This window comes from Corynebacterium sp. (assembly GCF_030532965.1).
Taxonomy (GTDB): domain Bacteria; phylum Actinomycetota; class Actinomycetes; order Mycobacteriales; family Mycobacteriaceae; genus Corynebacterium.
On record NZ_JAUNKC010000021.1, the window covers coordinates 16,400 to 38,311 of the forward strand.

Consider the following 21,912-nt stretch of genomic DNA (forward strand, 5'->3'; position numbering starts at 1 on the left):
CGTGTAGTTCTTAGCTAGGCAATACCGGGCTTCGTCAGTGCCAGGACGATGGCGTCGGCAGCAACGATGTCGGAAGTAACCAGGTCGGGAACAATATCGGCTAGTCGTGCCCAGGCAGGGGTGGCGGCATCGAGGGTCTTATTCGAGGTGATGAGCCCATGCGCAGACATCCGTGACGCGAGTGCTAAGACGAGGGAAACAACTGGCGCTAGCGACCAAATGTTTTCCTTCGAGTCGGTGTCCACCCCATCGAGCTTGTCGAAGCGGATGCGGGCAAGGGCATACAGTGCCTTATTGGAGCTGCGCAGCGTCCGCAGCAAGGTGACTGCGGAGGAAATCAGCGTTTCGGAACTGAGCAATTCCCGCAGCTTGTCGCGGGAATTGAATGATTCAAAGACCGCGAGTAGCCGGGTGGAATCGTCCATGACGGCACCAGGGACGATGTGCTCACCGAAGACCTGATTGAGCAAGAACCGTTGCTGGGCCGGGTCCATGCCAGCGACCATGACAGTGGATTTATCAATGCAGGCGGTATCCAAGGTGGTGTCCCGGGCGGTTTTGAGTGTGTCGATGAGGTTCGTACCAGCCAGTGCTGAAATCTGCCCCAGAAGCTCTTTGACCTGTGCTTTATCCTCTTTGGCGTAGCCTTCGGTGCCGTAGAGGTCGCTGAGCTCGCCGAGCAGTTCCAGGCTGCCGATCCAGGCGGCAAGGTGGTAATTGGCTTCCTGGTTCTCGTCAGTTTCGTCCGGTGTGCTAAACCGGCACCGCACCAAACCGGTTTCGATGAATCGGCCCGGTTGTTGGTGCGAGTCGACCAAAGATTGGGACAATCCGCGCAGCGCCGCGTTGGGATTTGCGTTAAAGACGGTGCGCACCGCGTTGATTGCTTCTTGGCGTTGCCCGCCGGAAGCCAACATATCCCACAGCACCGGCATGACGGCGTCGTCGGTGGGAACCTCATCCGATTCGCCGGACATGAAGGCAGACAAGGAGCCTAAGCCGCCGTCGTTGGTGCCGAAGAATCCTGGCTGCTCAACGACTGTGGCTTCCGGGCCGGGGGCCACCGGGGTGCGCAGCACAGTGAAGGGGTCACGGGTGTGTAATTGCACGATGAGGTTACCTGCATTGACGTATTCCGCAGGTAGGGTCACGGCATTGTCCGTGATGGCGAAGGTGTCGGCGGGCTGCCACGGTGCGGTTTCCGGCCAGACCCACACGCCGAGATTAGTAGTACTCTCTGCGTGCTCTTGCTTGACGACAATCCGGTCGCCCTCAAGCGTGATGGTCGCCGGTTCGGTGGTTTCCACATCGGCAAGGGCGACGGAGATTCGTTTATCGGTGGCGGGGTCGGTCCACTCCAAATCCACCCGGCCCTTGGGGAGGATGGTTGTGGTCGAGACGATGTTTTTCATCGGGGCGATGTAGGTCAAACCACCATCAAGGGTGGTGAGTTTGGTGGTTTTCACCGGCTGGCCGTGGTGGTTACGCACGGAGATTTTCGGATCGCCCAAAACCCCTGCACCGCGTACCCGCACAACGCCGCTTATATCCACCATGCGTGGGTGAATGGTCATTCGGCTGGCCCGCCACATGGCGGGTTCGGTAAGAAGCGGGAATTCGAAATTAAGCCGGGGTGGGTTGAACCGAAGTGGCAGCAAGTCGCCTTCTTCGGTGGACACCACGAAATCCGCACCGGGTTCGTGGGATTTAACAACGGCGTGCTTCGGCTCGACGGTAAAAGGCTTGTCGCTGGGTTTGACGATGAGGGTGGATTCGCTAAGCCCGCCGCTTGCCGGGATTCGGAAGGAACCACACAGCCCAGCGTAGGTGGTGGCGGTGCGCATCCCCTCAACGATGGCGAATTCGTGGCGGAAGGATTCATTGCGTGGCCCCCGCATCCGCACGAGGTATTCGCCCACCCAGGGGGCGTCGTAAAGCTCCGGGTCGAACACCTCGAAAATGCCGCCCTCGGCGGGTACTTCCAGCGGCTCCGGTTGCGTGATCTCTTCGCCCGCGGTGCCCACCCCGGCGAATGAGGAAATGGACAGGTGCCACATTTCGGTGCGGCCCGACGGGGTCGGCGGGAATTCCGCCAACAACGACTGGGAATGAACCTTCAGGCCGCCGGTGGTGCTCACATGCGCGATGGCGTCATCGGGGGTTCTGAACATCACGCGCTGGCGGGGGTCAACCACCCGCAGCAGATTCAGGTCGGGTTGCGCCCCAGGTTCCAGGGCGATCAGCGAGTCAATATCGGTGAGCGAAAGATTGTGACACACCCAGCCGTCCCAACCATCGATGCTAAACGACGACTCCGGCGTAATCTCGGTGCCGTGTACCACGTCCACGAGTCGGTTTTCTGCTGGTACCAGCGCCCGAAGCCGCTTGTGGTGCAGTGACTTTTTGTCGGTGACCGAACCGCCCCGCTTGTTAAAAAGCAAGAGCGGATCATGTGTATTGACCACCGGCACGTTCCAGGTGATGCCGTTGGCCAAGTCCTCCACGGTGACTTCCCGCACCGCTTTAGGCAGGGTGATATCTAGGGGCTCGGAAAACCCAGTAACATCGCCCCAGGCGCGGCCGGTGCGATACACGGTGGTCGAGCCTTCGAGGCTCACCCGCCACGTGATTTCCCCGCGAGCGGGCACGCGTTGCTCGGGCAGGCGCAGGCACACTTTCTTACGGGTGGAGTCGAGAATGAGACGCGGGCGCATCTCTCGGTTAGCCACGCCCACGGCGGACTCCCGATCTTCGGTTCCGACTGGGCGTTCCCGCAGTTCCGCCACCACTGCTTCGTTAAGAGCGGCGGGTAGTTTCGGCTCGATATGTCCCCGGCTGCGATCGAACCAGCTATGCGGGTGGCTGATGGTGAAATTCCGTAGGGCTACAACCGCATCGAGGTATTGTTTCGCCACCGTTGACGCGGCGTAGAAACCGGCAAAGTACTCCGGCAATTCCGTCGTCTCGACATCGATTTCTTCGCTCTCAACCGCACCTAGAGTGTTATCCAGGGTCTCCAGAAGCGTAGGCACCTCGGTGTTAATTATTCCGGCATGCCAACACAGGCTGGTAACTGGGTCGACGCCGTGGCTTGAGCCAAAATCGGCCAGCCCCATCATCTCAAGGTATTCCCCTAGTTTTTCCGTCAGAAGCACATCGATCTGGGTTGCGTACTCGGGGTTTAACCGCAACCCGCCTAGGTACTCGGCGGTAAAGGTTTCCGGGTCCACCAGCTTGGTGGCCCGCCCCACCACAGTGGTGATGAAGGTTGCTGGGCTTAAGCCCACAAGGGCGGCGAGGTCGCCACCGGCGGCTACCTGGCGAGATAAGAAAATTCCATAGAGTTTCTCAATTTTTTCTAGCTCGTCGCTGGACAGATACACATGTGCAACAACGGTGACGGTCTTAAGGCTGAGTTTTTGCGACAACTCCAGTTCGCATTGGGTGGCCCACCCTAACAAGGAATCGGTTACGTCTTTGATGGGGTGTTCCAACTCGCTCATGAATGTAGCGTGCCCTTTCGTTGTGTAAGAAATCGTTCTACCAGCCCACTATAAGCCGAAAGACTCGACAGTAGGCACCGAATGTATTATTTGGTTCCGCTAAGAGTCAACTTAAGACGACGGGTTCATGCGCTGCGAAATCACCCGGGTCACTCCGTCCCCACGCATCGTCACGCCATACAACACGTTGGCCACATCCATCGTGGGTTTCTGGTGGGTGATAACGATCAATTGGGAATCCTTACGGAGCTGCTCAAACAGCGCAATCAGCCGCCGCAGATTGACATCATCAAGCGCGGCTTCCACTTCGTCCATCACATAGAACGGGCTCGGCCGGGCCCGGAAAATCGCAACCAACATGGCCAAAGCTGTGAGCGATTTCTCACCACCAGATAGCAGTGATAATCGTTTCACTTTCTTCCCCGGCGGCCGCGCTTCCACCTCAATTCCGGTGGTAAGCATGCTTTCCGGCTCGGTGAGAACCAAGCGCCCCTCGCCGCCCGGAAACAGCGTGCTAAAGACCTGTGGGAATTCCGCCTCCACGTCATGCCACGCATCGGTGAAAAGCTGCAGAATCTTCGCGTCGACTTCTTCGATCACGTCGGTTAGGTCTTTTCTGGCCTGCTCCACATCGGCCAATTGGGTTGCTAAGAACTCGTAGCGCTCTTCCAACGCTTTGAATTCCTCCAGCGCCAGCGGATTCACCTTGCCGAGCGCCGATAGGTCCTTTTCTGCCTGCTGTAACCGCGCGGTTTCTTCCGCCAGATCGAAATCCGGGCCGGGACTGTAGTCGCGGATGATGTCGGCAACCGGAACCCCTAATTGCTCCACCAATTTGGCCTGCGCCTCCTCCAGCCGGACTTGCGCCTGGCTGCGCGCTATCTCCGAATTGTGGGCGGTATCGGTCAGCCGATTCAATTGGGTGCGAAGCGCATTAACCGAATCCTTGGCGATTGAAAGTTTCGACTGCAATCCGGTTCGTTGCTGATGAAGTTCATCACGGTTGGCGGTAGCGCGCTCGGTGGCATCAGCGGTACGGGCGTATAGATCCCGGGCATACGTTTCCACCACCTCGGCAACCTCGGCTTGTTGCCGCCGCCGCTTGTTCGCCTGTTCGTGCCGGGCTTTGGCGGCCCGCTCGTGTTCTGCTTGTCGACGCAGATTATCGCCCTTATCCCGGATAGCCTCCGCCCGCTCCTCCGTAGTCCGAACGTTGAGCCGCGCCTCCATTTCCATCGCTTTGACCTGCGCCAAAGCGGCCGCCGCTTCATCGCGGGCGTGGGTGGAGGGTTCTTCGTCCGTCACGTCGGATTCAACCCGCGCCAATCGGTCGGTGACCTCGGTTAAAGACTCTGATAGCTCGGCTACCCGCAGCTCCGCCTGCACCGCCTGGTGAGCGGTGCGTTCATGTTCTTTTTTATTGGCCTGATACTGGGCTTCCAGCCGCGACTGGTCTTTCCGCAGCTGTTCTAACACTGCTTCCTGCTCCCGCAGCGCACTGGTGGCACCAGCTGCAGCTACCCGACTTTCGGCGGCTGTTTGTTTCGCGCCTTCGAGGGTTGCCGACAGCCCAGTCAATTGCTGGAGGGCTTCGGTTAGTGTCGCCGCGTCCGCATCGATCTCGGCGGCAAGTTCCACCGGCGAACGGCTTCCTTGGCCTAGTTCCGCCCAGTTATGGCCCACGATCTCCCCGACCGGGGTGACCGCCCGCAGCCGTTCGTCGGCGGTGACCACGGCCACAGCGTCGTCAAGCGTGGAGCAGAAAACAACATCGGCCAGCATCCGATACACTGCCGACCGCACGGCCTCGTCGACGGAAACATGCTCCAAAAGCCACTGTGCTGCACCTGGCAGGGTGGCATCAATATGCCAATCGGACACACCGGTAGCGGAGTCGGTGATAACCACCGCGGTACGCGGAATAGCAGTGGCTGCCTTAAGAAAGTCGAAAAGCGAGCGCGAACCAGCGACCGCTTCCGCACAGCTACCCAGCGCAGCGGACAACGCCTTGTCGACGCCCGCCGGAGCACCCGGTTTCGGCTTTACATAGTGCGCAACGGAAGTACAGTCGGCCCCATCAAGCACCTCAGAAATCGGAACGGTCTCCTGCCCCACCTGTTGGCTCAGCGTGTCGATCCGCGACTGCAACCCCGAAACGTTTCGCTCCAAGGCCCGCTGCTCATCGCGTAATTGGTCTAACCGGTTTTCCGCCGCTTCCGCCTCCGCTACGCTGCGGATATGTGTATCCCGAAGCGGCTCCAATTCCAGAGTCACCGCATTAATCTGGTCGACGCAGTCCCGCACCTCCTGCTGCGCGACATGGGTGCGCTCCAGCGTCGATTCCAGCAACTCATCGTGGCGGGCAACCTCTTCTTTCGCTGCCTTTAGCTGCGCCTGAACGGATTCTTCCTGCGCCAGCAGCCGAACCACGCCCTCCCGGCGATCCGCAATCGCCCGCACTTGCGCCAAATGCTCCCGATCCGCCTCCTGGGCAATGGCCTCGCGCTGGTAGACCTCCTCTTGGATGCTTTCCAACCGCTCCGCCGCAATCGCGGCTTGGGCCGCCAATTCCTCATACTCGGCATCGGCCCGCTGCGCCTTGGCCACTAACTCATCCGGATCCGGCCCGGTGTAGGCAGTTTCCTGGAAACTATTCTTCCGATCCGCCGCAATCCGAATCGTCGCGGAAATCCGCTCCACCAACGACGAAAGCTCGAACCAAATCTGCTGCGCGTGTTCCGCCTGCGGCACCACCGACTCAAGTTCGTCCTCAATCGATACCTGCGTCTCGGTCGCGGTTTCCAATTGAGCAGTGACGTCCTCAACCTGTTCCAACAACATACGCGCCTGCGACTCGGCGCTGCCCAACGCCTCCTGCAGTTCCACCAATCGGTGGCCAGCCAGCTTTAGTCGCGCATCCCGCACATCCGCCTGCACCGTCGCGGCCCGGCGCGCCGCCTCCGCTTGCCGGGCGAGCGGTTTCAACTGGCGTCGTAATTCGGCGGTGAGGTCGCTGAGCCGGTCCAGGTTTGCCTGCATGCTCACCAGTTTGCGTTGTGCTTTTTCTTTTCTACGGCGGTGTTTTAACACACCGGCCGCTTCTTCGATGAACGCCCGACGGTCTTCGGGGCGGGATTCGAGGATTTGCGCCAACCGCCCCTGCCCGACGATCACGTGCATTTCCCGCCCGATGCCGGAGTCGCTGAGGAGCTCTTGGATGTCCATGAGCCGGGCTTTGGTGCCGTTGATTTCGTATTCGCTGGCGCCGTCGCGGAACATGCGCCTGGTCACGGAGACTTCGCTGTAGGCGATGTCGAGCGCACCGTCGGAGTTGTCGATGGTGAGTGTTACTTCCGCCCGGCCGAGCGGTTTACGGTCACCAGCGCCTGCGAAAATGACGTCTTCCATCTTCCCGCCGCGCAGCGTTTTCGCACCTTGTTCCCCCATCACCCAGGCGAGTGCGTCGACGACGTTGGATTTTCCGGAGCCGTTGGGGCCAACAACGGCGCAGATACCGGGCTCGAATTTTAGGGTCGTCGCGGAAGCGAAGGACTTAAACCCTTTAAGCGTCAGCGACTTCAAATACACCCGTGGGATTGTAGCAAAGGGTGCGGACGTTTCGGTGGAGCACCACGGTTAGGCTGGCGCAACGGCCGGTAAATCTACCGGATGACAAAGTCGGTTAATCCGCGCGCCGGGTTCCATTGGTGTATGACCCGTTCTACTGATCCGGGGCGGCGGTAGGTGCGCACTGCGTCGGGTATCTCGAGCCGGTGCAGCAATTGCTCGCAATCTTCTTGGCTGCCTTCGGCGACGACGCACACCCGGCCGTCGACAAGGTTGGTGGCGGAACCCGAAAGCTTGAGCTCTTTCGCTTGCCCGTACACCCACCAGCGAAATCCCACGCCTTGGACGTAGCCGTGTACCCATGCGGTGAGTCGAACGTCAGCCATGATTGATTACCTTTGCTTGTTACTGTGGTCGGTAGTGGTGAGAACTATCCCACTACCGACCACAATAGTTCCTAAGTTTGCTTAGACCTCGGTGATGATCTTTCCGCCCCGGCGGCACACTGCATCGGAACCGTCCCAGCATTCGACGTTCTTTAATTCGGGAAGCATGTCGCGGTGGAAGATCGGATCCAAGCCCTTGCGTTTTTGCTCGTTGTAGTTTTTGAGCAATTTCACCGCAACCCCGCCCAGCGGGATGATGGCGATCAGGTTGATAAACACCATGATTGCGGCGAAGGTGTCGCCCAATGCCCACACCAGCGGCACCGACCCGATCGCGCCGCCGAGAACGCACAGCATGACGAAGGCACGGAACCCAGTCATCACTAATGCGGACTGAGTGAAGAACTCAAGGTTGGCTTGGGCAAGGTAGTAGTTACCGATGATCGAGCTAAATGCCAGGAAGAACAGAATGATCGTGACGAAGTGAATGCCCCACGCACCGACCTGACCGGCCAATGCCTCTTGGGTCAACGACGCACCGGAGACTCCTTCGCCGACGGCGGGATCACCGAGCAAGATGATGAATGCGGTGAGCGAGCACACCAGGAGGGTATCGAAATACACGCCGAGGGTTTGCACGAGGCCTTGTTTGACTGGGTGGGAAACGGTTGCGGTAGCGGCGGCGTTCGGTGCCGAACCTTGGCCTGCTTCGTTGGAGAACAAACCACGACGCATACCGTTCATGAAGGCCGCACCCACGGTGGCACCGGCGATTTCCTTCAAGCCGAAGGCGTGGAAGACAATTTCCTTGAACATCCCCGGCACTTCGGTGATATTCATGACCACCACGATGATGCCAACGATCAGGTACAGCACCGCCATAACCGGCACCACAACCTGGGTGAAATTCGCAATCCGGTGCACGCCGCCGAAAATGATGATGCCGGTCATCACAGCGAGTCCGACACCGATGACGAATTTGAAGGTCGGCGAGTCGAAACCGACGGAGGTAGCGACCGATTCTGCGATGGAATTGGACTGGATGGCGTTATAGACAAAACCGAAGGTAACGGTGATCGCAACCGCAAAGACGTAGGCGAGCCACTTGGCGTTTAACCCGCGGGTGAGGTAGTAGGCGGGGCCACCGCGATAGGTGCCGTCGCCTTCTTTGGTTTTCCACAACTGGGCGAGGGTGGCTTCCACGAAGCTGGTCGCGCCACCGAGTAGTGCGATCATCCACATCCAGAACACCGCGCCGGGTCCGCCAAGGGTGATGGCGACGGCTACGCCTGCGACGTTACCGGTTCCCACGCGGGATGCCGCTGATATTGTGAAGGCTTTAAATGAGGAGATTCCCTCCGCATCGCTTTTGACTTCGCCGCCACGGTCGACGACGGAGCGAAACATTTCCGGAATCATCCGAATCTGGACGACCAGGGTGGTGATTCCAAAATATAGTCCCGCTGCGATGAGCAGATACGGGATGACGGTCCAAATATTGTCGTTAACTGTTTTAGTCACGAACTCCTCAAGTTTTTCCATGCCAGTGATGATACCGGTCACATCTGCATTCCAGAACTGTTTTACTCACTGAAAAGAAATACAGCAGGTGAGATATAGCATATTTATCCATATGTAGTGCCGGCTAGGTAGTTAGACTGCATAGTTATGCCCACAGATCTTTCGCGGTATGTTCACACGATTACCCGCTCCGCCGCGGTCACTGCACTGATCGATGAGGAACTTGAGCCCAAAGTCGCTGCGATAGCGCACCGAATGGTGGAAACGTTGACGGCAGCGCCGGACGATCCTGGAAGATATTCCCACGAAATATACTCCCTTTTAGCCGAAATCGACATGGCGCAGTCGACCCTTGGCAGGCCACTATCCCCAGCAATGCAGGCGTTTGTCCATATCGTGGAGCTCAGCACGAATCCACCGGAGATTAGTTTCGATGACCGGCGCGCACTGTTGGATGACTGCCTCGTGAAGCTGCCGTCCGATTCGCTGCTTCGCACCATCGTGGTGGATTTCGCAGAAACCGCCGCCAACGACCTCATCACCGACCAGGACAGTTTCGTCGCCGAGATTTCCCGGGGGCACGCCGAATGTCACCAACCACCGCCGTGTTTCGATCTACCACCCCGCTTTTCGACGCTTCCCCGCCTCAGGTTGCAGTTTCGGGCGTGGTTGCCGACCGACACCTCACCCTCCCCCGCCCTGCTATCCGTTAACGCAGACGCATCCCAGCCGAACGTGTGGGAGGTAACCGATGGTCGGTTCCTCCTGGGCGAAGCAAACCCATCACTGAGAGAATGCACCTTCATCGCGGAGATCACAGCCGATGACGGTCATCTCACCGGAGCGGAAATCCTGTGGAAAATCCACCTGTTGCTGAAAAACTTTGATTGTGGCTTTCATACGTTGTTTGAGCGATTAGTTTTTCTTGGTGAAGATGAAACAGTCCCGCTGTTTTTCTTAAGCTGCTGCGCCACCTTCGACCCCACGGAAGAACCATTCGCGGATCAATTCCCACCGCTGTAAATGACCTGCGTTTAGTCCCTAACCAGTATCATCGAAAGGCTTGAGCACATGATCACCCATGCGCTTTATCATCACCCCAAACCGCATTTGGTTCCGGCGATAACCGTGCGTTTTAGCTCACCGCATTTCGCAGATCCGGTCGTGCGCATTATCCCCCAGCCATTGGTGGAAGCAGAGGTGGAAATGCTCGGCGTGTTGGGATTAACCGCCGCCCACCCAGAAACGGCGGTGGGATTTACCGCGACAACCACCACGGGGTTTCCCGCATGGGCGATCCATATCGATCCACAAAACGCCCATCATGCGGTGGCGGTTGCGCACCACCTGTTGTGGTTGCGTCGGCAAGCACCCCAGTTGACTGCCCGGGTTAAAACTCGCATCGGTGATGTCGTATCTTACCTAGATAGTTCCGCGCCGCATTTTCTTCCGTCGTTTCTTGAGGACGTCGCCAGGTTCTTCGTCGCCGGCGGTAATGCCAAAGCCGCGGCGTCGTTTTTCACCAAAGCCCGCACCATTGAATGCACCCACAGTCTCGACATTCACCCGGAACGACACGAACAGGCATTGAGGGAATTTGCGCATTATGGGGTCATTTCCCACGATATCCTCATCGACGAAATCAAAAACGCAGCACACCGTCACCCAGCATCGATTGCCTACAACTATGCGTTAGCGTTGATCTCTACCCAAGCCCAGGCGGGCACGGCCATTAGACAGCAGTCACTGCGCCAGCTGCAACTGTTAGCAGAAGCAGCTGGATTACCGAAAGCTGAGGCCAACCGAGAAATAGCGTTGTCGCTCGCCGCCACCGACGGTTTAGCGCACTCTCCTGGTCCCGTCACCCGGCAGGTAGCACGAGGTTTAATAGAAGCCCCCACGATTCCGCACCGAGTTAGCGATATATTTGTCCAGGAAATCCCCCATTGGTTGGAATTTCCGGACTACGTTTTCGTTCTGCGCCGCAGCGAAATCTGGCAGCAGTTGCTTTCCGACGACCAGGCGTGTCGGGACTGGTTACAGATGATTTTTACTACTGCCAGGCACAGACCAGACATATTAAGCACACCCATTCCGGACATCTTTAGCCTGATAAACACCCACGGCCCGGCACTTGCCGGGCAACGCATCACCACCCCGGTGTGGGGAATTAATCCGGACTATTTCGATGCTTTGCTCGCGGTGGGAGTTCGGTGGCAGCCGCGCCCTGCCAAGCGTCAACCGAAAGCGATCTCTTTCGCGTTGTGGCTTGAAACCGGCACCCGGGATCTTGCGGCATTGCTTTCTGTCTCTGGACACTCTGAACTTCTTTCTAAGAGTCTATCCGGATTGGGCTACCCGATTGCAGCTGAAACGAAGAAATTCAGCGCCGACGACCAGTCACGCATTTCTGCCTGGTTACAGGACAGACGCGCTGAACATCACGGACAACCGGTGAAGGGGAATAACTCGGCGCAATCGGCCCCTCGTGAAGCATCGACAAGCAAAGACGTAACAGGTGGGGACTTCCCAGCAGTCAGCGAAAAATCGCGGTTGGCCTTACGTTTTCTGTTCCGCGCGATTGATGTGGATGCGCCGTGGGATAAGGCTTGTCAACACGCTGCAGGTCTGGCCGAAGTACTGAGCAATCCACAAGAATCCGGCAGGTTGGATCGGAGGATGGGGCGGGAAATCATCCGGTTTATGTTTGAGGAAGAAACCGCGATTCTCAGCAGATTGGCCAGCCCCCTTGTGGATTCCAAGACCCGCGCCGAGCTGTGCGATTTCTTTTCCTGGCTTGCCCGGATTGGGTTACTAGGCTGTTGGGTCGGCGAATACTATTCCAAATCAACCGCGGATGGCCGCCCAACCAGCAATGTGTGGGATAACCACCGCGCCGTTTTACGCTACGACTTTGGCTATGTTCGGATTACACCAGCTATCAAGAAAACCGATGTTGTCGATGGTTTCATCGCCCGAGATGAGTTTCTCGCCGCCATCGACCGGATTAGGCAACTGGACAGTTCTGGCGAACCTCCCTGGTTCGAACCCACTATCCATCGGTTGGCGTCGGAGACGCCTATTAATCCGGGGTTGTGGCGGCTGGCGCTGAGCGGAATTTCACCAGCATCGGTTGCTGGTTACCACGTGAAGTGGGATAAGGCCGACCAAGATTTACTTAGCGTAACCGCCACCGAAATGAGCCACTTATGGGATGCCAATAGGTCGTTGTGGCACACGTTCCACAAGCTCTTGGCGGCTGGCTGGCGGGATAAATACCCAGATAACGGCCCTGATACCACCCGCATGGTGCAGTTATGGCAGCAGATGTGGGGGCTGCCATGGCTGCACGTCACCGACGACATGTTTGCCATCCCGATCGTACGACAGGTTCTCCAGTGGACGCCGGAAGCTGCGTTTCGTCGTGATTATGTATTTGAGCGTAATGGCGGCATTCACCAAGGCGAGCTTTTTCAGTTTTATGTCCATATTGCCCACCTAGTTCCCGCCGGAAGCGAATGCGCCACGGTGCTCGCAGATCGGATCGAAAGTTTCGCCAACTACACCACGGGTTCTTCGACCATTGCGTTGGGAGCACCCTATGACCAGCTAGTTCGGCGCGGCATCGAGGCAGAGATACATTCACCCAGGTTGGTGTCCGAAGGATACCTTAGAGACTTAGTGGCACATCTGCGCACCGGTACCTCCGTTGACGGGTTCGCGGAAAATCCCCTGGTGTCCGCACCCGGCGTGGTACGGGATGTCGAAGCCGAATTGCAGCTCTCCCCCACCGCTGCCCAGTATTACCTTCAGTTACTCGCGCTTTCACATCCGACCGACACAGAAGTTAAAAGATGGAACGGCTGGACGAAGAAACAACTGGAAGCCGCCGAGGCGGAGCTTAGCCGACGGCAGCTGGTCGTAACCGCCAAACGGGCAACCGCTGGCCGCAGCGTTTTCCTCCCCGGCGGGTGGCTTGGGAAAAGCCCCACCGGCCCCGCCATGGAAGCGTGGAAAGCCTCGCTGTATCCGCTGTGGAAAAGTGATAAAACCCGGCCTATTGTTCCCGGTTGCCCGCCACTCGTGCCGCTGCACGTTTTATTCCAGAAAGCGTGGGATCGGTGCAGGCAGGGGGATGGTCCGCGTTATGAGGATCTGTGACACATCTAGCCTGTGTGAATATTTTTCTTCGCTAGAATTGAGGGCAAAAGACGCAGCTTGAATCTAGGTGAGAATCGTGGCGATGTTAGCTTTATGGTGCGTGCCGGTCATTATTTATTTCCTGGTGCAAGTACGAAAACCGCAGACAACCGCCCGCGATGTGTGCGCCACTCTCGGGTTGCAGCCGGGCTCCAAGCGAAGTTACGGCTATGCGGCGCTCATCTTCGTTGTCTTTTTCGCCCTAAGCGTCGGTGCCCTGAAGCTACTGCCTACAGAACTGCTTAATAGCACCGGCACCACATTCGGCCGGATCACCAGCGTTGCCGCCGGAATCGCAGTCGTGTTGCTGGCCGCTGGGGAGGAACTTTTCTTCCGCGGGTTGATCGCAGGCGTTGCTTTTCGACGCTTCAGCTTTCTGGTTGCCAACCTCATCCAATCGGTGTTGTTCTTCCTCCCCCATGTTCTACTTGTGAGCGTCGACCTGCGATTTTGGCCCCTCCTACCGCTTCAATTCGCAATCGGGTGGGTGCTAGGATGGCTGCGGTACACATCCGGGTCGATTCTGCCTGGGGTGATCATTCATGTGCTAACGAATGTCTTGATTGGATTTGTAATTTCATGACGTACGACCATGCTGAACAAGCAGCGATCGCCTGGGCTGATGCAGCTGACGCCTCGGATTTAACGTCCACTGCCCGTGCTGCGCTATCAGCATTAGCTGCCCTGATAGGTGACAAGGACTATCAATTAACGAAAGAAGCTCACGCCAGTCTTCGCGCGGCAGCCGCTGATTTTCCCACCGCCACCATCGATGACATTGCGGCATGGCTCGAAAGCATTGATAAGGGCGATCTTGATCCGGGCAATATGGAACCGGAGCCGTTCTTTTTCCTAGTCGCGCTCAACCACTACAAAAGCTTTCTAACCAGCAACGACCCCGGCCACTGCGTTGATGTCCTCATTCTGCTCCTCGATGCCGTGGATCATTACGATGATGATCCACAGCTTATGGCAGGCTACCTAGAATTAGAGTTCCTGGTTCGGGCATATGCCCAACCGTAATGCAGCCTCATCAGAGCCTCGTTCTGCTTCCGCATCCGAACATTATTCGCTACAGTCGAAGAATCAGTAGGACGCAATTTAATTATCGGTGACCAAATAGCAAACCCGAGCGGTTGTTTCTTCCTCGTTGTTTAGCCTCATTCGTCCAATTGGTCGTTACTAAAGCCGTTGGCACTGAGGACAGAAATGACTCGATCGGTTCGTGAATTTCTCTTTGACTAATTCTGTTCCGCAGCGATCACACGGCTTGTTATGTTGGCCGTAGGCGTTGAGGCGCACGTCGAAATACCCCGACTCGCCATTGACGTTAACATAAAGCTCGTCGAAGCTGGTGCCGCCTTGCTCCAATGCGGCCCGCATGACGGCTTGGCCAGCTTGCAAAAGGAGCGTTATTTTCTTCTTAGAAAGGTTCGATCCAGGTGTACGCGGATGGATTTGCGCTACCCAAAGCATTTCGTCGGCGTAGATATTGCCGATACCAGCAACGATCTCCTGATTAAGCAGCAGCTTTTTAATCTCGGAATTCTTCGCTGAAATCTGTCTGCTGAGCTTGTCCATATCGAGTTCCGGGTCTAATAAGTCCCGGGCAATATGGGTGATTGTGCGTGGGACGACGCCCGCCCCGGCGTCGACAAGCGTCGTTGGTAACCAGTACCCGAAGGTGCGCTGGTCGACGAACCACAGCTGGGTGGCGTCGTCAAGCGTGGTGCAAATTCGCGCGTGCGTGGTTGGCTGCGCGTCGACATCTTTAATGAGCATCTGGCCGCTCATGCCCAGATGCACCACTACACACGGCTGATCCGGGGTGGAATTTCCCAGCTCTAGCCATAAAAACTTGCCCCGCCGCCGAACCTGCTGCACATTCTGCCCTGCTAAAGCGGCGATGAGCTGCCCCGCGCCGCCATCGACGCCCCGGATTGCACGCGGGTGTCGCACATCAATATCGCGGAAGCTTTTTCCCACCACGTGTGGCTCTAAGCCCTGGCGGACAACTTCTACTTCTGGGAGTTCTGGCATGCGATTAGTTCGGCCCTTGTCTTCGGATCGTTGAGCTTTTGCAATCCCTGGTGGGCGCCAGCTTGTTCCGCCAGCTTCTTATTAGTTCCTTCCCCAACGCCGATGACTTTGTCGCACACGGAAACCGTGGCGGTAAATAATTGCTCATGCTCCGGGCCGACCGAGGTGGCTTCATAGACCGGCATGGGTAATTTGTATTCCGCGAGGCGTTCCTGCAGGGCGGTCTTCCAGTCTTGGTGCAGCCCGGTTGCTGAAGCGGTATCAATCTTGTTTTTAAACAGCCGCAACACCACGGCACGGGCAGGTTCAAAACCGTGTGCCAAATAAACCGCACCTAACAGCGCCTCCGTGGTGTCCGCAAGGATCGAATCCTTATTGCGACCATCGGTAATCAACTCCCCCTTGCCCAGCAAAATATGTTCGCCTAAGTTGATCTCCCGGGCTATATCGGCCAAGCCGTAACGGGAAACAATACTCGCCCGCATCTTGGAAATGTCGCTTTCCGCCCGGGTTGGGTATTGCGCATAAAGCTGCCCTGCCACCGACAATCCCAAAACGGCGTCGCCTAAAAACTCCAATCGTTCGTTGTTCGGCAACGTGCCATTCTCATTGGCAAAAGAGCGGTGCGTGAGTGCGAGTTTAAGAAGATCCTCCGGGATGTCGATACCCAACGCGTGAATCAACGGTGTGTGATCGGTGCTGGAGAACGCCTGGTCGAGCGCTTCGGTTCCGGTAATCCGGTTCTTTTTCTTGCTCACAGGAATTTCTCCAAACCAGCCCAACGGGGATCGACCTTTTCCTCCTGTGCTTTCTCCGATTCCCCGTCTGGCGCCGGGGTATCTTCGTTTGTGCAACCATCCGGGCACACTGGGTTAAACGGTAACGTCATGCCCGCCTCATCAAGCACCGTTTGCAGCAGGTCAATGTGGTCTTTTTCCACCATCGGGAGTTCGTCATCTTCGTCCTCAGCATCGTCGCCTTGGATAAAGTCTTCAGTCAGCGCAAAAACCTGGGTGACGTGAAGATCAGCCTGCGGAGTCAGCGGCGCTAAGCACCGCACGCATTCTCCTTGCAGCTTGGCCGAAATATCCGCATCAACCATTACTGCTTCGCCGAGCGGATTAAGCGTCGCGGACACAGTGACATCGCCGTCTTCGGGGATTGCGATCATCGCCGGCCCGATACGGGTTGGGCTTGGTCCGGTTTGGGTGCGATAGTCGGTAATGCCATTGCGTATTACGTCGGCGACATAAAAAACAAAGGGAGATTTCTTTGTGGTATTCATCGAGATTCAAGCATACTACCTGCCCGGCCAAAGACAATGATTAATCCATCGGCCGACTATCCGGGCAACCGGGTGATTCGGCTGGTATGAGTGCGAAATCCTAAGCATGGGAAAACCACCGCTGCCCCTAGAGTTAATAGTCATGGGGATCAACAGTGGTTTTACTATCGTTACGCTCGTTAACTGTTAGCGCATGTTTGTTTCACTAGCGTAGCCGTAACCCGTTCAGGAACTGTGGGAACATCGTCATCACGGCACCAAGTGCAGCCGCTATAGCGGCCAAGACGCCGAGAACGCTGCCGACGATCACCCACGTCTTTTTGTCTTTAGATGCTGATCCGGCGTCGGATGGCTCCTTCGGATCGGGCTTAGGCGCTGGTGCCGACGTGGTCGATGTGGTGCTCGACGGCGTCGTCGAAGTGGTTGCGCTCGTGGTGGGAGTTGTGGTTGCAGTCGTGGTCGTGGTTGGTGGCGTCGGCGTGCCCGCTACCTCCAGCGGCAAGCTGCTATCAAGCGACCGATCGGTTTGGGAGAGCGCGTGTGCCGCGAAGGTTCCAATCGCCCACTTCTTCTTCGGATCCAGGGATCCGGCAGGAATCTGCAGATTGACGCTGAACCGGCCATCCACAATCGCATCCGAACGCACCCATTCTGCTAGCGCGTTTCTAGCCGATGGCTTTTGCCCAGGCTTCCAGGTAGCGGTGTCATACACCACCACATACACTCCTTGTGCTGCACCGTCGCCGACGTAGCCTGTTCCGGAAACCTTGATGACAGTCTTCTTAGCGGAATCGACCTTATTGCTATCCACAGTCAACCGAGGCTGTGCGGTTGCGGGATCTTTGAATTTCAAAAGCGCCCGAGCCTCGTATTTACCGCTACTTGAAGTCATAACGGTGTACTTTTTGCGTGGATCGAGGGTACGTGCCGGAATCCGCAATGCGTGCCGGAAGTTGCCGTCGACAACTTGGACCTTTGTTGCGGCGAACCGAGGTGCGGCGGTTTCGGCTTCGACGATGAAGAGATCAACTTCGGAAATCCCGGTGTAACCCCGCCCCGTTACCTCAATGCTGCTGTTCGTGGTTACATCAATGCGAGTATCGGCAAGGGTGATTTCCACATTCTCATCTTCGGTGGCAGCCCCTTCGGTGAGGACCAATGGTCCGCTCGGGGCGGAAGGATCAGAATAGCCGAATGAGTTACGCAGTTCGACCGTCGCAGTGTAAGTAACGCCCGCTTTCAAACCGCTAAATTGAGCGCTAGTTTCGTTACCACCAATTTCTTTCACCGCTGGTTCGGCACCTCCAATCAAGGTTACCCGGTATCCAAGAATTCTTCCTCCACCAGTATCCCCTGGATCAATCCATAGCACTTCGGCTTGACCTGGGATCTGAGTTGCTCGAAGAGTAACGCTGGTTGGCGCATGTGGCTTGGTTACTTCCGGTGCTTTGATTTCCACGACGTTGCTGCGAACCGGCGTGGAGAAGTTTTGCACCCAGAAATCTTCCGAGATGTTCGCTTCTACAGTTGCGACGTACTGTCCGGGGCGCTGATCGACAAATGTTGCTTCGCGGAATTGAGGGCCTCTGGATAGTTGAGTGACGAAGCTTTGCTCCCCATTCGGTTGCACCTTGAACAGCTTGACCCGGTATTCGGCGACTTTTGTCTGGGCGGTTGGCGGATCCCATGTCACGACCACGTTGTCGGTTTCCGCAATTGCAGCCTTAACGTTGGTCACTGGTTGCGCCTGCAATTCCAACGGCACGGCTTTATCGACCCGTCGGTCCGTTCCGATTGCCGTACCGCCTGCAATCGTACCGATCAGGTAGCTGGCGTTAGCCGATTGGTCGAAAGAATTGGCTTCGATTGTGATCTTCTTAGAGAAGTGCCCATCGGTAATTTCGGAGGGTTGAACCACAAATGACCTGCTGAACGCGAAATCCTGGGTGGATGGCCGCTGGCCGGGTGTCCATTTGCGGGCATCCCAGACGACGATGAATACCCCTTCTGCAACTGCCCCGCCGGTGTAGCCAACTCCGTCGACCTTAAACTCGGTGGCTTTTGTGGCATCAACCTTGGTTGGGGTGACCGTCAATTGCGGCCCGGTGGGATCAGCTGTGACGACGATCGGGTCGGAAGGCTGAGATTCTGGCGAATAGCCTTCTATATTTCGATTGCGTACCACCGCGGTGTAGGTCTTGCCTTGCACCAGGCCGGAAATTTCCGCGCTGTTGGTTTCACCTTCCACGAGTTTCGTGATGTCCGCTCCACCACCTTGCGGGCGCAGGGTGATCTCTGATCCGGTTATGCCGCTGCCGCCGTTGGAGTTTCGCTGCCACTGAACCCGGGCAGTGCCACCCCCGAGTAATTCAAATACCGGCGCATCGGGTGCCGCAGGCACGGTTATTTCGCCCGTGATTTCAATTTCCTGGGAACGCACCGGCTCGCTGTGTTGCGTTGCTGATTGCCACGCGGTGACCTGCACGTAGTAGCGCCCTGACGCCGCGGCGGTAAAGAACGTCCGGGTGTGAATCGTATGGGACGATTCCCCCACCACGGCACCGCTTGCCACGGAAATAAGCTCGGCGGTGTAGTGATCGGTGCCTTCGACGGCGTCCCATTCGGCAGCAATGGCATTGCCGTCTACCCGAAGCCGAATGTTGGTTGTTTGTTGCACATCGGCCGCTGACGCGACTTGAGCAAAGGCCACTGGTTGAACTGTGCCGAGAATGAGCGACACAGATGTACCTGCCGCTAATGCTGCAGTTCGCCACATATGTGATGACATAGTGTTCCTTCCATGTTGATTTTTCGCCAGTAGCTTAAACCCAGGCAAGGCTCACCTTCAATGAATTTTTAAAATTAAACAAATAGATACCTTTGATTTAATATAGGTTTACCTTAGCATTTGCCCTCAATAGGGTAAATATAAATAACCAATTTTGGGGGCAAATTAATACAGGCTTCACAATTGCGAATTATTGTAAGGAAATTTGCTACGATTATCGTCGCCGAAACGCGCGAAATACCCATCATCATCCGACCAATGCGCCGCATGTGCCGCCAAAACGGAATCCCCACTAACTACGCAATCGATTTTTCAGCGCATTCTTCATAAAGCACCCCCAAATTTGCACCGCGATACTCGCATTTTCCTGTTTTGGTAAGGCTATTCTAATATCCTAGCTGTTGTTATTGGTTCTGGCGGTCTTCTATCGCCGATAGCGAAGAGCACACTCATGAAAAAATCTTTGGGCCGATGCGCCCTCATAACCGCAGTCGTCACAGCACTGCAATTGCCAATCCCCGCGGCAGCAGCGGTAGCCCCGGTCAACCAGGGCGATCTCATCACCCTGTCAGATGATAGAGGACACAGCCGCTGCACCGCAGGTTATATTGACACAGCCAATTTGCGAATCTGGACGGCTGGGCATTGCGCTGAAGATCGGGCACACGCTTTCAATCAATTCGGTGACCATATCGGCCAGTTCAGGCACCGCTATTCAATCAAAGATAAATCGTTGACAGCTGAGGACGAGGAGACCCGTCGACAAGCGAAATTGCGCTACCAGTTTTACGATATCGGCTATATCAACCTGCGGAAACCAGAGTTCGGCGGCACCAATTCCTATTCCGGCGACCGGCCATATATACCGGAAGTAGGCGAAGAAATCTGCCGATTCGGCGCAACCACCCGTGCGGTTTACTGCGGTGTCGTCCTTCGGGTTAGCGAGCATCTCATTTACGCCATCGATCTACGTTCCGACCGTGGTGACTCCGGCGGACCTAATTGGGTACCAGGAAAAGGTTATGTCGGCCAGACCTTAGGCATCAACCGCATTCGCAATTCCCAGGGCCGAAGTGCAGTAACCACCGTGATTCACCGGGAGGATTTAAACCGGCAGGTGGTACCACTTCCCGACGACGTTCCGACCCCGCGACTTCAGCCACCCTACGAAGAACTCGTTGCCTCTGAATCCACTATCCGCAATAAACTTGAAGTCTTTGGGGCAGATATGCCTAGCCCTAGTGAGCTTTCCGGGATCTTACGCAACCACGAAAAAGCGCTCACCGAAGCACAAGAACGGACCAAACTCGCTGAAAACAACCTAGCCAAGGCCATAGAAGACCTCGACCTTAAGAACAAAAACGAGGCTGAGTATCTCAAGCAGATTGAAAAACTCCAAGAAGAAAAAGCCGCTGCGCAAAAGGAGTTAGCGGAAATCAAAGCGATGACCGACATGGCTGGGCTGAACGCTAAGGACAAGGAAATCGCTGAGCTTAACGATCAGCTGAAAAACCAAAAGAGCTTCCACGCGATCATCACCGCCGTGATTTCACTTGCCATTGCGGTTCTCGCTGGCGTAGGTGGCTGGCTTGCCCACATGCTAAGCGCCAACGGCATCATCCGCATTTAATCCACAAAAATCCAAAAACTCAGCCGCCGGACGTCTACACCTTCGTCCGGCGGCTGAACCATTGTCCGCGAAAACGTCTCCGCGCTTAGTCCGAGTAATCTCCGCTGTATCCGGTATTGCCGCGACCGTACTCCCGCTCGGGGGAATCACCTAGGTCACTTCGTTCAGCCCGGTCCCGGTAATTCGTCTGCGCACCGCCCACACCTGCGCCTTTACGCAGGGCGCTTCGATCTCGGGCGACGGCACGCAACGTCGCAGACAGCGCTTCCTCAAATTCGGAAAGCTTCGCATCGACAAACTGGTCGCATTCGCTCCGCAGCCGGTTTGAGTCGGCGTGCGCCGCATCGACAATGCGGTGGGCTTCTTCGTTTGCCCGGCGCACGACCTCAGCTTCGCTTACCAGGCGGTGCTGTTCGGCCAGGCCTTCGTCGATGCTGCGCTGGTATTGCTCGTTACCGGAATCGATCATTCGCTGAGCTTCTTTCTGCGCCCGGTTAATGGTGTCATCCGCGTCGCGCCGCGCCGAATCGACGATACGATTGGCGTCGTCCTGCGCCTTTGCCACGGTGGCGTGGGCGCGGTTTTCCGCGTCGCTTAGCATTGCGTCGGATTCTTCCCGCGCCCGGTTAACCAGCGAGTGTGCCTCGGCGTTGGCGTTGTCGACAAGCTGATTCGCCTGGTCCTGGGCGTCGCCGAGAATCTGGTCTTGCTTATCTAGAACGTCTTGGGCGTCATCGACCTCTACAGGTAACGCATTTCGCAGATCGTCGAGAAGCGCAAGCATTTCGTTGCGGGGAACCATGCAGTTAGAGGTCATGGGAACGCCATAGGCTTGCTCCACGTTGCGAACTAGTTCATCTAGGCATTCAAATACGCGATACATGGTTTACAAGCTTAATGTTTGATTCGCCGCGCCACCGGGTGACGCTCGCAGAAATCGCGCAAGTTTTTGCTTTTCGACGACGAAACCCCGCCCGTGAAGCCGCAGTAAT

At 56.6% G+C, this 21,912-nt stretch carries 14 protein-coding genes; 5 read left to right on the plus strand and 9 right to left on the minus strand.

Annotated elements, in window-relative coordinates; genetic code table 11:
• Positions 1-14: 14 nt before the first annotated feature.
• The 4 genes from Q4D85_RS09835 to Q4D85_RS09850 all read right to left on the minus strand — a co-directional run bounded on the left by Q4D85_RS09835 (position 15) and on the right by Q4D85_RS09850 (position 8,998).
• Positions 15-3,503, minus strand: a complete 3,489-nt coding sequence (locus Q4D85_RS09835) for a hypothetical protein (protein WP_303200084.1) — start codon at positions 3,501-3,503, stop codon at positions 15-17.
• 111 nt (positions 3,504-3,614) lie between these two features.
• Complete coding sequence (smc, locus tag Q4D85_RS09840) at positions 3,615-7,091, minus strand: chromosome segregation protein SMC (protein WP_303200085.1); 3,477 nt, start codon at positions 7,089-7,091, stop codon at positions 3,615-3,617.
• A 74-nt stretch (positions 7,092-7,165) separates the two neighbouring features.
• A complete protein-coding gene (locus Q4D85_RS09845; protein WP_303200086.1) occupies positions 7,166-7,456 on the minus strand; it encodes an acylphosphatase in 291 nt (96 codons plus the stop codon).
• An 81-nt stretch (positions 7,457-7,537) separates the two neighbouring features.
• Positions 7,538-8,998, minus strand: a complete 1,461-nt coding sequence (locus Q4D85_RS09850; protein WP_303200120.1) for a sodium:alanine symporter family protein — start codon at positions 8,996-8,998, stop codon at positions 7,538-7,540.
• A 126-nt stretch (positions 8,999-9,124) separates the two neighbouring features.
• Between Q4D85_RS09850 and Q4D85_RS09855 the strand changes: the two genes are divergently transcribed.
• The 4 genes from Q4D85_RS09855 to Q4D85_RS09870 all read left to right on the plus strand — a co-directional run bounded on the left by Q4D85_RS09855 (position 9,125) and on the right by Q4D85_RS09870 (position 14,200).
• A complete protein-coding gene (locus Q4D85_RS09855) occupies positions 9,125-10,000 on the plus strand; it encodes a hypothetical protein (RefSeq protein ID WP_303200087.1) in 876 nt (291 codons plus the stop codon).
• A 48-nt stretch (positions 10,001-10,048) separates the two neighbouring features.
• The gene (locus tag Q4D85_RS09860) at positions 10,049-13,138 is read left to right on the plus strand and encodes a hypothetical protein (RefSeq protein WP_303200088.1); all 3,090 of its coding nucleotides are present in this window, start codon (positions 10,049-10,051) and stop codon (positions 13,136-13,138) included.
• 82 nt (positions 13,139-13,220) lie between these two features.
• Positions 13,221-13,760 (plus strand): CPBP family intramembrane glutamic endopeptidase, encoded by a 540-nt coding sequence (locus tag Q4D85_RS09865; RefSeq protein ID WP_303200121.1) that lies wholly within the window; start codon positions 13,221-13,223, stop codon positions 13,758-13,760.
• A complete protein-coding gene (locus tag Q4D85_RS09870) occupies positions 13,757-14,200 on the plus strand; it encodes a hypothetical protein (RefSeq protein ID WP_303200089.1) in 444 nt (147 codons plus the stop codon). The genes Q4D85_RS09865 and Q4D85_RS09870 overlap by 4 nt, the downstream gene beginning before the upstream one ends.
• 159 nt (positions 14,201-14,359) lie before the next feature.
• Here the strand turns inward: Q4D85_RS09870 and mutM are convergent, their stop codons facing one another.
• The 4 genes from mutM to Q4D85_RS09890 form a co-directional block, all read right to left on the minus strand.
• Positions 14,360-15,217: a bifunctional DNA-formamidopyrimidine glycosylase/DNA-(apurinic or apyrimidinic site) lyase gene (gene mutM / locus Q4D85_RS09875; RefSeq protein WP_303200091.1), complete on the minus strand. Its 858-nt coding sequence runs from the start codon at positions 15,215-15,217 to the stop codon at positions 14,360-14,362.
• Positions 15,196-15,975 (minus strand): ribonuclease III, encoded by a 780-nt coding sequence (gene rnc, locus Q4D85_RS09880; protein WP_303200092.1) that lies wholly within the window; start codon positions 15,973-15,975, stop codon positions 15,196-15,198. The genes mutM and rnc overlap by 22 nt, the downstream gene beginning before the upstream one ends.
• Positions 15,972-16,502: a DUF177 domain-containing protein gene (locus tag Q4D85_RS09885; protein ID WP_303200093.1), complete on the minus strand. Its 531-nt coding sequence runs from the start codon at positions 16,500-16,502 to the stop codon at positions 15,972-15,974. Before Q4D85_RS09885 ends, rnc begins: the two co-directional genes overlap by 4 nt.
• Before the next feature lie 205 nt (positions 16,503-16,707).
• Entirely contained in the window at positions 16,708-19,290 is a 2,583-nt protein-coding gene (locus Q4D85_RS09890) for a fibronectin type III domain-containing protein (RefSeq protein WP_303200095.1), read from the minus strand.
• Positions 19,291-19,741: 451 nt separating this feature from the next.
• On the opposite strand from Q4D85_RS09890, the gene Q4D85_RS09895 reads away from it, so the two are divergent.
• Complete coding sequence (locus Q4D85_RS09895; RefSeq protein WP_303200096.1) at positions 19,742-20,920, plus strand: hypothetical protein; 1,179 nt, start codon at positions 19,742-19,744, stop codon at positions 20,918-20,920.
• Positions 20,921-21,005: 85 nt separating this feature from the next.
• Here the strand turns inward: Q4D85_RS09895 and Q4D85_RS09900 are convergent, their stop codons facing one another.
• Entirely contained in the window at positions 21,006-21,803 is a 798-nt protein-coding gene (locus Q4D85_RS09900; protein WP_303200098.1) for a DivIVA domain-containing protein, read from the minus strand.
• Positions 21,804-21,912 lie beyond the last annotated feature (109 nt).